The sequence below is a fragment of the Pseudomonas sp. FG29 genome (genome assembly GCF_057809355.1).
In genome coordinates this window covers 147,609-162,460 of the sequence record NZ_JBMDJU010000011.1, presented here as the reverse complement: position 1 = coordinate 162,460, position 14,852 = coordinate 147,609, and the positions used below count along the sequence as shown (strand labels likewise).

General features: G+C 59.4%; 10 protein-coding genes and 1 tRNA gene. 4 read left to right on the top strand and 7 right to left on the bottom strand.

Annotated features, from left to right (window positions below):
* Window positions 1-198: 198 nt before the first annotated feature.
* Together gltX and ACODS1_RS13795 are read right to left on the bottom strand one after the other, a co-directional pair.
* The gene (gltX, locus tag ACODS1_RS13800) at window positions 199-1,680 is read right to left on the bottom strand and encodes a glutamate--tRNA ligase (protein ID WP_489086097.1); all 1,482 of its coding nucleotides are present in this window, start codon (window positions 1,678-1,680) and stop codon (window positions 199-201) included.
* Between the two features lie 34 nt (window positions 1,681-1,714).
* Window positions 1,715-2,635, bottom strand: coding sequence for a LysR family transcriptional regulator (locus tag ACODS1_RS13795; RefSeq protein ID WP_489086096.1), 921 nt, complete (start codon window positions 2,633-2,635; stop codon window positions 1,715-1,717).
* Window positions 2,636-2,742: 107 nt separating this feature from the next.
* On the opposite strand from ACODS1_RS13795, the gene ACODS1_RS13790 reads away from it, so the two are divergent.
* Both ACODS1_RS13790 and ACODS1_RS13785 read left to right on the top strand, forming a co-directional pair.
* A complete protein-coding gene (locus ACODS1_RS13790; protein WP_489086095.1) occupies window positions 2,743-3,792 on the top strand; it encodes an HlyD family secretion protein in 1,050 nt (349 codons plus the stop codon).
* The gene (locus ACODS1_RS13785) at window positions 3,782-5,335 is read left to right on the top strand and encodes an MDR family MFS transporter (RefSeq protein WP_489086094.1); all 1,554 of its coding nucleotides are present in this window, start codon (window positions 3,782-3,784) and stop codon (window positions 5,333-5,335) included. The genes ACODS1_RS13790 and ACODS1_RS13785 overlap by 11 nt, the downstream gene beginning before the upstream one ends.
* Before the next feature lie 288 nt (window positions 5,336-5,623).
* Here ACODS1_RS13785 and uvrB read toward each other — a convergent pair whose 3' ends face one another.
* Window positions 5,624-7,639: an excinuclease ABC subunit UvrB gene (gene uvrB / locus ACODS1_RS13780; protein ID WP_489086093.1), complete on the bottom strand. Its 2,016-nt coding sequence runs from the start codon at window positions 7,637-7,639 to the stop codon at window positions 5,624-5,626.
* Between the two features lie 246 nt (window positions 7,640-7,885).
* Here uvrB and ACODS1_RS13775 point away from each other — a divergent pair, with 246 nt between their 5' ends.
* Window positions 7,886-9,082, top strand: a complete 1,197-nt coding sequence (locus tag ACODS1_RS13775; protein ID WP_489086092.1) for an amino acid aminotransferase — start codon at window positions 7,886-7,888, stop codon at window positions 9,080-9,082.
* Window positions 9,083-9,394: 312 nt separating this feature from the next.
* Window positions 9,395-9,470 (top strand) — tRNA-Asn (locus ACODS1_RS13770).
* Window positions 9,471-9,951: 481 nt separating this feature from the next.
* Here the strand turns inward: ACODS1_RS13770 and ACODS1_RS13765 are convergent.
* The 4 genes from ACODS1_RS13765 to ACODS1_RS13750 all read right to left on the bottom strand — a co-directional run bounded on the left by ACODS1_RS13765 (window position 9,952) and on the right by ACODS1_RS13750 (window position 14,846).
* Complete coding sequence (locus ACODS1_RS13765; RefSeq protein WP_489086091.1) at window positions 9,952-11,958, bottom strand: polysaccharide biosynthesis protein; 2,007 nt, start codon at window positions 11,956-11,958, stop codon at window positions 9,952-9,954.
* Window positions 11,959-12,041: 83 nt separating this feature from the next.
* On the bottom strand, window positions 12,042-12,599 hold the full coding sequence (locus ACODS1_RS13760; RefSeq protein ID WP_489086090.1) for a sugar transferase: 558 nt from the start codon (window positions 12,597-12,599) through the stop codon (window positions 12,042-12,044).
* The gene (locus ACODS1_RS13755) at window positions 12,583-13,518 is read right to left on the bottom strand and encodes a UDP-glucose 4-epimerase family protein (protein WP_489086089.1); all 936 of its coding nucleotides are present in this window, start codon (window positions 13,516-13,518) and stop codon (window positions 12,583-12,585) included. Before ACODS1_RS13755 ends, ACODS1_RS13760 begins: the two co-directional genes overlap by 17 nt.
* Window positions 13,515-14,846, bottom strand: coding sequence for a UDP-glucose dehydrogenase family protein (locus ACODS1_RS13750; protein WP_489086100.1), 1,332 nt, complete (start codon window positions 14,844-14,846; stop codon window positions 13,515-13,517). Before ACODS1_RS13750 ends, ACODS1_RS13755 begins: the two co-directional genes overlap by 4 nt.
* Between the last annotated feature and the right edge of the window lie 6 nt (window positions 14,847-14,852).

Genomic DNA, 14,852 nt, shown 5'->3' with positions numbered 1-14,852 from the left:
AACCGTTGACCTCTTGCATGCCATGCAAGCGCTCTCCCAGCTGAGCTATAGCCCCATCTCGAGGACGGGGCGCATGTTAAGAGCGCCCCGATTGCCTGTCAACAATATTTTTCCTGCAGGCCTAAATTTTTTGCCACTAGAACAATTACTTAGAGTCCACAGGGGGTAAAAGCCCCTCCCACAGCGGCACGCCTCAACTCAGTTGATGGCCGCCAGCAGCTTCTCCCACTCCTTGGCCTCTTTCTTCGAGGTACCACCAAGCAGCTCCAACGCCTGGCGCAAGCGGAAGCGGGTCAGATCCGGGCCGAGGATTTCCATGGCATCGAGCACCGACACCGAGCTGGCCTGACCAGTGATGGCGGCGAACATCAACGGCATGGCGTCACGCAGCTTCAGCTCCAGATGCTCGACCACGGCCTGGATGCAGCCAGTGATACGGTCTTTCTCCCACTGGCGCAGCGCTTCGAGCTTCCACAGGATCAGTTGCATCAACTGGCGTACCTGATCGGCCGAGAGCTTCTTGTGCTCGAACAGCTTGGCATCCAGGTTCAGCCCGCCGGAGAAGAAGAAGCCGGCCAGCGGCGCGATCTGGCTGAAGGTTTCCACCCTGCCCTGTACGTGCGGCGCGATCTTCATCAGGTACTCGGGGTTGAGCGCCCATTTCTGCACTTCGGCGGCAAACGTCTCCACCGGCAGCTCACGCAACCATTGCCCGTTGAGCCAGGACAGCTTCTCCAGATCGAAGATCGGCCCGCCCAGCGACACCCGGTTGATGTCGAAGTGCTCGATCATCTCGGCCAGGGAGAACTTCTCGCGCTCGTCCGGCATCGACCAGCCCATGCGCCCCAGGTAGTTGAGCATGGCTTGCGGCAGATAGCCCATGCGCTCGTAGAAGGTGATGCTGGTGGGGTTCTTGCGCTTGGACAGCTTGCTCTTGTCCGGGTTACGCAGCAGCGGCATGTAGCACAGCGCCGGCTGTTCCCAACCGAAGTATTCGTAGAGTTTGATCAGCTTGGGCGCCGACGGCAGCCATTCCTCGCCGCGCAGCACATGGGTGATGCCCATCAGGTGGTCATCGACCACGTTGGCCAGGAAATAGGTGGGCAGGCCATCGGCCTTCATCAGCACCTGCATGTCCATGCGATCCCACGGGATCTCGACATCACCACGCAGCATGTCCGGCACCACGCAGACGCCTTCGCTCGGCACCTTCATCCGTACCACGTGCGATTCACCCGCGGCAATGCGGCGCTGCGCCTCGGCCGGATCAAGGTGCATGCAGTGGCCGTCGTAACGCGGGGTTTCCTTGTTAGCCATCTGCTGCGCACGCACTTCATCGAGGCGCTCGGCAGAGCAGAAGCACGGGAAGGCGTGGCCCTTGGCGACCAGCTCGTCCGAGTATTTCTTGTAGATCTCGCCGCGCTCGCTCTGACGGTACGGGCCATGCGGGCCGCCGACGTCCGGGCCCTCGTCCCATTCGATCCCCAGCCAGCGCAGCGCGTCGAAGATCTGCTGCTCGGACTCGCGAGTCGAACGCAACTGATCGGTGTCTTCGATACGCAGGATGAACTGGCCACCATGCTGGCGAGCGAAGCACAGGTTGAACAGTGCGATGTAGGCGGTGCCGACATGGGGGTCGCCGGTCGGCGATGGCGCGATACGAGTACGAACGGTGGTCATGAATGCTCTCGGATGGAAGACACGAGGTATTGAATCAAGCGAGCGATGTTAGCAGGCTGACGGCCCCAGGCTCCAGCAACCCGCCACGGTTGATCGGCAAGCTGGCGATGAGGAAGTCGAGAAAGGCCTTGACCTTCATCGCCTGGAAACGCCGCGACGGGTAAATGGCATACACCTCGCCCACCGGCAGACGCGCCTCGGGCAGCAACTCGACCAGACGCCCGCTGCGCACGGCATCTTCGCTGATCATCACCGGCAAACCGGCAATACCGGCTCCAGCGACCGCCGCCTCGCGCGCAAAGGTAATGTTGTTGCAGGTCAGCACCCGCTGGCAGGGCACACTCTCGTCCAGCAACGGCCAATAGCGCGGCGCATCGTGCTGCAACAGGATTGCCCGATGCCCTTCCAGCTCTGCCACGTTGCGCGGCGCTCCATGGGCGGCCAGGTAAGCCGGGCTGGCACAGAGGCGACGACCACTCTCGAACAGCTTGCGCGCGATCAGCGTGGAATCCTGCGGCTGGCCGACCAGAATGGCGATATCCACGCCCTCCTCCAGCGGATCCACCTGACGCGAGGTGATTTCCACTTCCGCGTTGATCTGCGGGTACTGGCGCATGAACTCGCCCAGCACGCGCCCGAGAAACAACTGACCAAACTCGATCGGCGCAGTAATCCGCAGCAACCCTGATGGTTCGCGCTGCAACTGCATGACCGCCTGCTCGGCCTCGGCGAAGTCGAGCATGATCTGCCGGCAACGCTCGTAGTAGGCCTGGCCCACCTCGGTCAGGCGCAGCTTGCGCGTGGTGCGATTGAGCAGGCGCACGCCAAGGCGCTCCTCGAGCAGGGCAATGCGTCGGCTGACCGTGGATTTCTGCATCCCCAGATTGGTCGCCGCCTGAGTAAAGCTGTGGCACTCCACCACCCGGGTGAAGATCAACGCGTCATCCAACCCCATGATTGTTCCTCATAAGCAACAAAGCATGCGAAGTCTAGCCTCTACTAGCAGGAAGGGAACACTGTTAGATTCGCTTACATTTTTCCGACGCGTATTGAGCCCCCAGCATGCCTGCAAAACTGCAACGCCGACTCCTTGTTTTCATCGTCATCCTGGCCCTGGTCGCTGGCGCACTGCTTGCCCAGTGGCTGCTGGTCGGCCGGTATCACGAGAGCACCGACAATGCTTATGTACAGGGGGAAATAACGCGCATCTCCAGCCAGTTGAACGCACGTATCGCCAAGGTGCTGGTGCGCGACAACCAGCATGTCGAGGCTGGCGAGGTACTGGTTGTGCTGGAAGATGCGGATTTCCGCCTGGCTCGCCAGCGCGCCCTCGCCGCCCTGGATACCCACCAGGCAGAACGCACCCAGGCGCAGAGCAAACTCGACCAACAGGCCAGCCTGATTGCCGCCAGCCAGGCCGATGTCAACGCCAGCCAGGCCACACTGGAGCGCGCTCAGATAGACCTGGGCCGCGCCCAGACCCTACGCAAGCCAGGGTATGTCTCCGAGGAGCGCGTCACGACACTGGCTGCCGATAACCGCGTCGCCCGCTCTCAATTGGCCAAGGCCCATGCCGATCTGCAGGCACAGCGGCAACAGGTCGCCAGTCTCGAAGCCGAAATCAAGCGCCTCGACGCCCAGATCCTCTCGGCCCAGGCCGATCTGGATCAGGCCGACCTCAACCTCTCGCGCACGCAGATCCACGCGCCAATCAGCGGCATGGTCGGCCAGCGCTCGGCCCGCGAAGGCCAGGTGGTACAGAGCGGCGCATACCTTTTGTCAGTGGTGCCCGATCAGGACATCTGGATTCAGGCCAACTTCAAGGAAACCCAGATCGGCCGCATGCGTCCTGGGCAGAAGGCCGAACTGCTGTTCGACAGCTACCCCGATACACCCATCGAAGGCCGCATCGACAGCCTGTTCGCCGCTTCCGGCGCGCAGTTCAGCCTGCTGCCGCCGGACAACGCCACCGGCAACTTCACCAAGGTGGTGCAGCGCATTCCGGTCAAACTGACCTTCGCCGCCGACAACCCGCTCCGCGGCCTGATCCGCCCCGGCATGTCAGTGGAAGTCACCGTCGATCTGCGCGGCGACGACAGCCATGGCGGGTGATGCGCTGATCCGCGCGACGGCGGAACCCAGCCGCCGCGACTGGATCGCCGTGATGAGCGCCATGCTCGGCGCCTTCATGGCAGTGCTGGATATCCAGATCACCAACTCCTCGCTCAAGGACATCCAGGGCGCGCTGTCCGCCACGCTGGAGGAAGGCTCGTGGATTTCCACGTCCTACCTGGTGGCCGAGATCATCATGATCCCGCTGACCGCCTGGCTGGTGCAGTTGCTCTCGGCGCGGCGCCTGGCGGTTTGGGTCTCGGTGGGTTTCCTGATCGCCTCGCTGCTGTGCTCCATGGCCTGGAGCCTGGAGAGCATGATCGTGTTCCGCGCCCTGCAGGGCTTCACCGGCGGCGCGCTGATCCCGCTGGCGTTCACCATGACGCTGATCAAGCTACCCGAGCATCACCGCGCCAAGGGCATGGCCCTGTTCGCCATCACCGCCACCTTCGCCCCTTCCATCGGGCCGACGCTGGGCGGCTGGCTGACCGAGAACTGGGGCTGGGAGTACATCTTCTACATCAACGTGCCGCCCGGCCTATTGATGATCGCCGGCCTGCTCTACGGCCTGGAGAAAAAGGCGCCGCACTGGGAACTGCTGAAGACCACCGACTACGCCGGCATCGTCACCCTGGGCCTCGGCCTGGGCTGCCTGCAGGTGTTCCTCGAGGAAGGCCACCGCAAGGACTGGCTGGAGTCGCAACTGATCGTCAGCCTGGGCAGCGTTGCGCTGGTGAGCCTAATCCTGTTCGTCATCCTGCAAATCTCCCGCCCCAATCCACTGATCAACCTGGGCGTGCTGCGCGAACGCAACTTTGGCCTCGCCAGCATTTCCAGCCTGGGGCTTGGCGTCGGCCTGTACGGTTCGATCTACGTGCTGCCGCTGTACCTGGCACAGATCCAGGGCTACAACGCCATGCAGATCGGCGAAGTGATCATGTGGATGGGCGTGCCGCAGCTGTTCCTGATTCCACTGGTGCCCAAGCTGATGAAGATCATTTCGCCGAAATGGCTGTGCGCCCTGGGCTTCGCGCTGTTCGGTGCGGCGAGCTTCTTCTCCGGCGTGCTCAACCCGGACTTCGCCGGCCCGCAGTTCAACCATATCCAGATCGTCCGCGCGCTCGGCCAGCCACTGGTGATGGTCACCTTGTCGCTGATCGCCACGGCCTACATCCTGCCGCAGGATGCCGGCTCGGCCTCCAGCCTGTTCAACATCCTGCGCAACCTGGGTGGCGCCATCGGTATCGCCCTGCTCGCCACCCTGCTGGATGCCCGCGCCAAGGTCTATTTCGACTACCTGCGCGAATCCATCGTGCCGACCAATCCGCAGGTCGATGAACGCCTGCAGTTGCTTACCCAGACTCTGGGTAGCGAACAGGCGGCGCTGGCCAAGCTCAGCGAAATCGTCCACCAGCAGGCGATCATCATGGCCTACAACGATGCCTTCCATTTCATTGGCATCGCCCTGGGCGTGAGCATGCTGGCGATTCTGCTGACGCGGACATTGCCGCAGAACATGGCCGGCGGTGGCGCGGCGCATTAATGTCCGCCAACCCCGCCCACCCTGTAGAAGCGGCGCCCCGCCACGAAGCATTCGCCAGAACACCACAAAGCCAAAAGCTTCGCCCCGAGGCGGGGCTCCTACACAAACCCCGCAGGCTCCACCACCCTGTAGGAGCGGCGCCCCGCCGCGAAGCATTCACCAGAACACCGCAAAGCCAAAGGCTTCGCCCCGAGGCGGGGCTCCTACACAGATGCAACAGGCGCCACCAGAGCTGTGGGAGGGGCTTCAGCCGCGACTGTCGCCGCTACGACCACATTCCTTGACGCATCACACCTGCAACAACCTATCCCTCAGCTTCTGGATCTCGTCACGCAACTGCGCCGCAGCCTCGAACTCCAGATCGCGCGCCAGGGCGTACATCTTCTCTTCCAACTGACGAATACGCTTGGTGATCTCGCTCGGCGAGCGCAGCTCGTTCTCGTAACGCGCGCTCTCCTCCGCCGCCTTGGCCATGCCCTTCCGCTTGTTGCTGCGCGCCCCCGGCACCACGGCGCCTTCGAGGATGTCCTTGACGTCCTTCTGCACGCCCTTGGGCACGATGCCGTTGGCCTCGTTGAAAGCGATCTGCTTGTCACGGCGTCGCTCGGTCTCGCCAATGGCACGCTGCATCGAGCCGGTCATGTTGTCGGCGTAAAGGATTGCCTTGCCATTGAGGTTACGCGCCGCCCGGCCGATGGTCTGGATCAGCGAGCGCTCGCTGCGCAGGAAGCCCTCCTTGTCTGCATCGAGAATCGCCACCAGCGACACCTCGGGCATGTCCAGCCCCTCACGCAGCAGGTTGATGCCCACCAGCACGTCGAAGGCGCCGAGGCGCAGATCACGGATGATCTCTACCCGCTCCACGGTATCGATATCCGAGTGCAGGTAGCGCACCTTGACATCATGGTCGCCCAGATAATCGGTCAAATCCTCGGCCATGCGCTTGGTCAGCGTGGTGACCAGCACCCGATCGCCCGTGGCCACGCGCAAGCGGATCTCCGAGAGCAGATCGTCGACCTGCGTGCGCGCCGGGCGCACCTCGATTTCCGGATCGACCAGACCGGTGGGCCGCACCACCTGCTCCACCACGCGCCCGGCGTGCTCACCCTCGTAAGGCCCGGGCGTGGCGGAAACGAAAATGGTCTGCGGGCAGGCTGACTCCCACTCCTCGAAACGCATCGGTCGGTTGTCCAGCGCCGACGGCAGGCGGAAGCCATATTCCACCAGGGTTTCCTTGCGCGAACGATCGCCCTTGTACATGGCGCCGACCTGCGGCACCGAGACGTGGGACTCGTCGATCACCAGCAGCGCTTCGTCCGGCAGATAGTCGTACAGGGTGGGCGGCGGCGCGCCAGCCGGGCGGCCCGACAGGTAGCGCGAGTAGTTCTCGATGCCGTTGCAGTAGCCCAGCTCGAGGATCATCTCCAGATCGAAGCGCGTACGCTGCTCCAGGCGCTGTGCTTCCACCAGCTTGTTGGCGCCGCGCAGGTATTCCAGGCGCTGCTGCAGCTCGACCTTGATGTGCTCGACCGCCTCCAGCAAGGTTTCACGCGGCGTGACGTAGTGGCTCTTAGGATAGAAGGTGAAGCGCGGCAGCTTCTGGATCACCTCGCCGGTCAGCGGGTCGAAGGCGCTGATGCTCTCCACCTCGTCGTCGAACAGCTCGACACGGATGGCTTCGAGATCCGATTCCGCCGGAAAAACGTCGATCACATCACCACGCACGCGGAAGGTGGCACGGGCGAAATCCATGTCATTGCGCGTGTACTGCAACTCGGCCAGGCGGCGCAGCAGCGCGCGCTGATCCATCTTGTCGCCCCTGTCGAGGTGCAGCACCATTTTCAGGTACTCCTCGGGGCTCCCCAAACCGTAGATCGAGGACACGGTACAGACCACGATGACATCCTTGCGCTCGATCAGCGCCTTGGTCGCCGACAGACGCATCTGCTCGATGTGATCGTTGATCGAGGCGTCCTTCTCGATGAAGGTGTCGGACGACGGCACATAGGCTTCCGGCTGGTAGTAGTCGTAGTAGGAGACGAAATACTCCACCGCATTGTTCGGGAAGAACGACTTGAACTCGCCGTAAAGCTGCGCCGCCAGGGTCTTGTTCGGTGCCAGCACCAACGTCGGACGCTGCACCTGAGCGATCACGTTGGCGATGGAAAAGGTCTTGCCCGAGCCCGTCACGCCGAGCAGGGTCTGGTGCGAAAGCCCCGCCTCCAACCCCTCGATCATCTGCCGGATCGCCTCGGGCTGATCGCCGGCAGGTTTGAAGCGGGTCACCAACTGAAACTCGGACATGCAGCACCTCGACAAATGGCTGTGACGCATCCCTTCGGACTGCGTCAAAAGCCATGAATTGCGGGGCGATCTGGCGATCACGCCAAGTAGAGTCGAATTACCTGGCAAAAGGCCTTAATTCAGGGCTTTGCGCTGTCGCCCCCTGGATTCAGGGTCGTTATACTAACGCCCCGTTTACGCGCCCCCTAGCGCTTTTGTCGGGGACGCCTGGCCTCCCACCCCTCACCTCGAGCTGCCGCACCCATCATGAGTCTCTTCTCTGCCGTCGAAATGGCTCCGCGCGATCCCATCCTGGGCCTCAACGAAGCATTCAACGCCGACACCCGCACCACCAAGGTCAATCTTGGCGTGGGCGTCTACTACAACGAGGAAGGGCGAATTCCGCTGCTGCGCGCCGTAGCAGCCGCCGAAAAGGCACGCATCGAGGCGCACGCGCCACGTGGCTACCTGCCAATCGAGGGTATCGCCGCCTATGACAAAGCCGTACAGGAACTGCTGTTCGGCAAGGGCGCAGCCCTGATCGAAGAAGGCCGTGTGATCACCACTCAAGCCCTGGGCGGTACTGGCGCCCTGAAGATCGGTGCCGACTTCATCAAACGCCTGCTGCCGGACGCCACCGTCGCCATCAGCGACCCGAGCTGGGAAAACCACCGCGCCCTGTTCGAGGCCGCCGGTTTCCCGGTGCAGAACTACCGCTACTACGACCCGTTCAGCAACGGCGTGAACCGTGGCGGCATGCTCGAAGACCTGCGCAACCTGCCAGCCCGTTCCGTCGTTGTGTTGCACGCCTGCTGCCACAACCCGACTGGCGTCGACCTGCAACTGGAAGACTGGAAAGCCGTGCTGGACGTACTGCGCGAGCGCGAGCACGTGCCCTTCCTCGACATCGCCTACCAGGGCTTCGGTGACGGCATCGAACAGGACGCCGAAGCCGTGCGCCTGTTCGCCGAGTCGGGCCTGGAGTTCTTCGTCTCCAGCTCCTTCTCCAAGTCGTTCTCGCTGTACGGCGAGCGCGTCGGCGCTCTGTCGCTGGTCACCAGCAGCCGCGAAGAATCGACTCGCGTGCTGTCGCAACTCAAGCGCGTGATCCGCACCAACTACTCCAACCCGCCGACCCACGGCGCCACCGTGGTCGCCAGCGTACTCAACAGCCCTGAGCTGCGCGCCATGTGGGAAGCCGAACTGGGTGAAATGCGCGACCGCATTCGCAGCATGCGCCTGGCCATGGTCGAGCAACTGGCGGCACTGGGTGCCAAGCGTGACTTCGGCTTCGTCGCCGAGCAGCGCGGCATGTTCTCCTACTCCGGGCTCACCGTGGAGCAGGTCGAGCGCCTCAAGGAAGAATTCGGCATCTACGCCGTCGGCACCGGCCGCATCTGTGTGGCTGCGCTGAACAACGGCAACCTGGACAGCGTCACCCGCGCCATCCACGCCGTACTGTAAGCCTTGGTGATAAACAAAAACGCCGGCTCATGAGCCGGCGTTTTTGTATGCATCAAATAGCTGTAGGAGCGGGGCCGCGCCGCGAAGCATCCTCCAGAACACCGCAAAACCAACAGCCTCGCCCCGAAGCGGGGCTACTACACCAATACTGCGCCCCCAGCATTGTAGGAGCGGCCCCCGCCGCGAACTGCCGCTGTCACGACTAAAGCCCCTACCACAACTTAGACGCTGGACATGCTGAATCACTGCCATTGCAAAATCACCACAAAGTGTTGACTTCTCTTTTTTAATCAGTAACATACGCGCCGTTGTTCCGCGATAGCTCAGTCGGTAGAGCAAATGACTGTTAATCATTGGGTCCCTGGTTCGAGTCCAGGTCGCGGAGCCAAATTCAAGAACCCAGCCCAGTGCTGGGTTTTTTATTGCCTACGGACTCTCACCAGGGACTACGTCCCAGGTTATTCGCTTCGCTCACCCCTCCGGGGCCGCGCTGAAGCGCGTTCAGCTACGCTGTCGAGTCCAGGTCGCGTAGCCAAATTCAAAGCCTCGGTACATACCGGGGCTTTTTCGTTTTCGGCGGACTCTCAGCAAGGACTGCGCCCCAGATTATCTCCTTCGCGAAGCCCCTCCGCACGAAAAAGGCCGGTCAAAGACCGGCCCCAATAGAAACACCTAAAGGCTTTAATTGGCCCAATTCCTCTCCAATACCGGGTACTCCCTGCACCTTCAGCGACTCATCGATCGAAGCGAAATTACAGCGCCCTTGAACTGCGGCCAACCCTCTTCATGGTAGGCACCCTTACACACGTTCATCGATGAGCGGGCACCCAGCCTCGCACAATATAAACAAAGACACAGATGAAGGCCTATCAACTCTCCGTACGCTTTTGCAAGTAAAGCCAGTCGACTATCTCCCCCTCGGGGCGATAACCTGAAACCACCTCACGCAAAAGTTGCCGCACTCGCTCGTAGTCCTCATGTGTCACAGCCTCATGAAGTGCCTGAAGTACTTGTCGATACTCATTCCAAGGCAACATTTCTTCATTAGCCCGCATGATCATCGAGTGCTCAGTGGGGCTGACATTGTCACCAATCAACAACTCTTCATAGAGCTTTTCGCCTGGGCGCAACCCTGAAAACTCGATGGCAATATCACCGTGCGGGTTCTCGGCTGAACGCACGCTCAATCCACTCAGCTGGATCATCTTCTCGGCCAAGTCAGCAATCTTCACCGGCCGCCCCATATCGAGAACGAAGACATCCCCTCCCTCGCCCATCGATCCAGCTTGAATCACCAACTGCGCCGCCTCGGGGATGGTCATGAAGTAGCGAGTGATATTCGGATGAGTCACCGTTACCGGACCACCACGGCGAATCTGTGCATGAAATAAAGGGATTACCGAACCAGAAGAACCGAGCACATTACCGAAGCGCACCATAGTGAACCGAGTCTTGTTCACGCGATGTACTTTTTCATCGCGCCCCCAGAACACTGGTGCCTGCTCGTCACTCAGCGCCTGCAGCACCATCTCGGCCAAGCGCTTGGTACTCCCCATCACATTGGTAGGCCGTACGGCCTTGTCCGTGGAGATCAAGACGAAATGGGCAACACCCGCCTTGATAGCAGCCTGAGCAGTAAAAAGAGTGCCAAATACGTTGTTCAGCACACCCTCGGCGATATTGTGCTCCACCATCGGTACATGCTTGTAAGCTGCCGCGTGATAAACCGTGTCCACCGCCCAACTCGACATCACCTCCTCCAGCCGCTCCGAATTACGAATGGAGCCAAGGATTGGAATCAACTGAACGGCTAACGATTCACGCTTGATACGACGCAGCAACTCAGAGTGGATACTGTAGAGATTGAACTCGCTGTGCTCGAACAACAGCAGAGTCTTCGGAGCGCTCGAAAGAATCTGCCGGCAAAGCTCCGAACCAATTGACCCACCTGCCCCCGTGACCAGAACCACCTGACTACGAATGCAGCGCTCGAATAGCGCTTTCTGTGGCGGTACTGCATCACGCCCCAGTAAGTCAGCAATATCGACCTCCTGTACGTCATCCACTTTGACCCGCCCACTGGCCAGATCCATGAACCCAGGCACACTGCGCACATGCAGAGTGTATTGCCCAAGCAACTCGAGAATTTCTCGCCGGCGCGCCCGCGAGGCAGAAGGCACCGCAAGCAGAATTTCCTGGGCTCCGGTTTCCTCGATCATCTGCTGGATATGCTTGGGCTTGTAAACCCTTAGTCCTGCAATCACGCGCTTGGCGATCGACGAATCATCATCGATGAAAGCCACAGGCGTAAGCGTACGCCCCATGCGCAGCGCCGCCAGCAACTGGTTACCGGCTGCGCCAGCACCGTAGATGGCCACTCGCGGTAAGCCCTGATCACGTATCTGCAGTCGATTGGGGTGATCAGCAGAAAACCAGTCACCCATGAAGTACTGACGCATCAGCAATCGCAGCCCGCCGATCATCATCAGACTCAACCACCAATAATTGAGCACCATTGAACGAGGTATCACGGCCGGCGCATCGCGGTACCAGTAAACCGCCAAAGCCAGTAACAAGGCAGAAAGTGAAACGGCTTTGAAAATACTCTTCAGCGCATCATTGCCAAAGTAACGCATCACCGCCCGATACATCCCCATACGGATGAAAATGGGCACAGAGATCAAAGGTGCCAGAACAAAAAGCCACGCGTGATGACCAAAAGGATGGGCGGCATCCAGCTCACCCAAGCGCACCACGAAAGCCAGCCAGAGCGCACACCAGACCAGCACGACATCCGTCATGACTTGGAGCATGCGCTTGGAGCGTCTCGACAACCCAATCAAGCGCTCACGCAGGCGATCAGCTGCCCTTAACATCAAAACCTCTCAACTTTTCATATCCCTTGAACACGCACATCACGTGCAATTGCCCCACCACATCTCAGAACTGACAGTCACATTCAAGACGAAGAACGCACTCGATCACCAGCCCCCTTGCCGAGCACCGTCATCAAGATGTACTTGAAATAATGCACCAGCGTAAGCTCACGGATCATCCGCTGGTCAGTTTCCGCCAGCAACTGCGGCGTAGACATATCGATATCGCTGACCTGCGCCAAACCTGTGATACCCGGTCGCACATCGAATACACCACGATTGGCGCGCTCTACCGTCAACTCCTGCTGATTGAACAACCCTGGACGGGGCCCAACAAGACTCATCTCCCCCCTGAGCACATTCCACAACTGCGGCAGCTCATCGAGCTTGGTTCTGCGAAGAAACGCACCAAGACGCGTGATGGAAGAACTGGAAGCTAAATGACTCGCCACCGAGGCGGTATCGACCGTCATGGTACGAAACTTGACCAGAATGAAAGGCCTCTGATGGCGCCCTACACGCTCCTGACGGAACAGCGGCGATCCGGTATCGAAAAGCCCCAGCACATAGATCAACAGCAGTACGGGAAAACCGAACACCAACCCTAGCGAAGCAAACAGAACATCAAACAGACGAATCACGAACACACCTTCTCAAACCTTCTTTGACGGAAATGGGAGGTTCCCAGCCCAGCAACTCTCGCGCCTTGCTGATATCCACCTGCAGTGAATCCAATAAACTTTGCGCGAGCGTCTTCTTACCCAAAATATTTGCAGCCAGTCGCAATAAAGCTGCAGGCACTGGCACCATAAGCCCTGAGCACGACATCGCTTCAGCTACCTCTCGTAGCAACTCCGTCGTAGACAAATCTTCGCCATCGCCCGCCAAGAACACCTGGTTAGCGGCTGCAGGATGGTCGATGCAACGAATGATTAGATCAACGAGATTATCGACACCAACCAGCGAGCGCTTGTTGTGAATCGCGCCAAGTGGCAATGGAACGCCACGACCGACCCAACGCATCAGGCTAGCGAAATTGCCTGGCGCACCTGGGCCGTAAACCAACGGCGGGCGTATGACAACGAGCTCCATACTGCTCTCACGACACAACGCCTGGAGCGCCACTTCAGCCTCATACTTGGAGCGCGCATAAGGTGAGTGGGGCTCCGGCTCACTGAGCGCGGTAAAAGCCTGGCCATCTTTTGTGACGGCACCGTTCACACCAATTGAACTAATAAAAACGAAACGTCTAACACCAGCATCAATTGCTTGAGCTGCCAGCGCCTCGGAAAGCTTGCAGTTGGCAACCCTGAAGCTTTCTAGCGGATCCTCGCTGGCGTCCTTGAGTTGGTGCGCTCTTCCAGCCAAATGCACAACACAGTCGACACCTTCGAGAGCCCCCCTTGAAACCAGTCGATCATCTATAGAGCCTTGGACAAACTCAACAGCCACTTTAGGTCGCGTACGACCTAAAGTGCGAATAGTGCGCCCCTGCTCAAATAGACACTTAGCAAGGGCTCCACCCACAAAACCAGAAGCCCCTGTAATAAGGATCGTCATTGACTCAACCCACGACCAATAGCGTGATACAGCAAACCTGCGTTGGCCATCTCAACCGGATCGAATAGGTTTCTCCCATCTACTACAACTGGAAAACGCAGACTCGCTTTGAGCAAAGATGGATCAATCGTGCGAAAAGCCTTCCACTCCGTACAAATGACGAGCGCATCGGCGCCTTTAAGAGCGGCCTCACGAGACTCGCATAACACCAGATCAGAGCGCTCGCCATAGATACGACGACACTCTTGCATCGCCTCAGGATCGAATGCCTGCACGCAGACGCCTGCCTGCCAAAGAGCTTCCATCAACACCCGACTAGGGGCATCACGCATGTCATCGGTATTTGGCTTGAAGGCAAGCCCCCACAAGGCAACTTTCTTTCCAGCGAGCTGGCCATCGAAAGCACGCGAGAGCTTGTCAAACAACACCTGTTTCTGACGATGGTTAACCCGCTCAACAGCCATTAGCAAATCAGGCTCGACTCCGACCTCCATGGCTGTGCGCGCAAGCGCTTGCACATCCTTGGGGAAACATGAGCCACCGTAACCACAGCCGGGATAAATGAAGTGATAGCCAATCCGAGGATCAGAACCGATACCAAGACGCACTTGCTCAATATCTGCACCCAAGCGCTCAGCTAATGTGGCCATCTCGTTCATGAAACTGATCTTAGTTGCTAAAATTGCGTTAGCTGCATACTTAGTCAGTTCTGCCGAGCGCACATCCATAAACATCAATTTATCGTGATTACGATTGTAAGGCGCATAGCAGTGACGCATAGCATCACGCACCTCAAGCGAATCTGTTCCAACAACAATACGTGCACCTTTGGTGAAGTCCTCGATTGCAGCGCCCTCTTTCAAGAACTCCGGATTCGAACACACCTCGAACTCGACCTGTACACCGCGCTCGACCAATATCGAATCGATACGGTCACGAACCTTGTCTGCCGTACCCACTGGCACAGTTGACTTATCGATAACAACTTTCTTGTTCGTCATGTGACGGCCGATAGTAGCCGCCACAGCCAGAACGTATTTCAGATCAGCCTTGCCATCCTCATCAGGCGGAGTCCCAACAGCAATAAACTGCAAATAGCCATGATCGACGCCAGCAACCGCGTCTGTCGAAAAACTCAAACGACCTGCTTTGCAGTTCTTGAGGATCATTTCCTCAAGGCCTGGCTCGTAAATAGGAATGACCCCGCGATTAAGGCCGTCAATCTTGCCTTGGTCGACATCGATGCACATGACCGAATGCCCAACGTCCGCCAAACAAGCCCCAGTGACTAAACCGACGTAGCCGCTACCAAAAACCGTAATTTTCATCAGCGA

Bases quoted from the DNA above. Each gene is read 5' to 3' on its own strand.
- gltX (WP_489086097.1), bottom strand. From the start codon at position 1,680: ATGACCACCGTTCGTACTCGTATCGCGCCATCGCCGACCGGCGACCCC.
- ACODS1_RS13795 (WP_489086096.1), bottom strand. From the start codon at position 2,635: ATGGGGTTGGATGACGCGTTGATCTTCACCCGGGTGGTGGAGTGCCAC.
- ACODS1_RS13790 (WP_489086095.1), top strand. From the start codon at position 2,743: ATGCCTGCAAAACTGCAACGCCGACTCCTTGTTTTCATCGTCATCCTG.
- ACODS1_RS13785 (WP_489086094.1), top strand. From the start codon at position 3,782: ATGGCGGGTGATGCGCTGATCCGCGCGACGGCGGAACCCAGCCGCCGC.
- uvrB (WP_489086093.1), bottom strand. From the start codon at position 7,639: ATGTCCGAGTTTCAGTTGGTGACCCGCTTCAAACCTGCCGGCGATCAG.
- ACODS1_RS13775 (WP_489086092.1), top strand. From the start codon at position 7,886: ATGAGTCTCTTCTCTGCCGTCGAAATGGCTCCGCGCGATCCCATCCTG.
- ACODS1_RS13765 (WP_489086091.1), bottom strand. From the start codon at position 11,958: ATGTTAAGGGCAGCTGATCGCCTGCGTGAGCGCTTGATTGGGTTGTCG.
- ACODS1_RS13755 (WP_489086089.1), bottom strand. From the start codon at position 13,518: ATGACGATCCTTATTACAGGGGCTTCTGGTTTTGTGGGTGGAGCCCTT.
- ACODS1_RS13750 (WP_489086100.1), bottom strand. From the start codon at position 14,846: ATGAAAATTACGGTTTTTGGTAGCGGCTACGTCGGTTTAGTCACTGGG.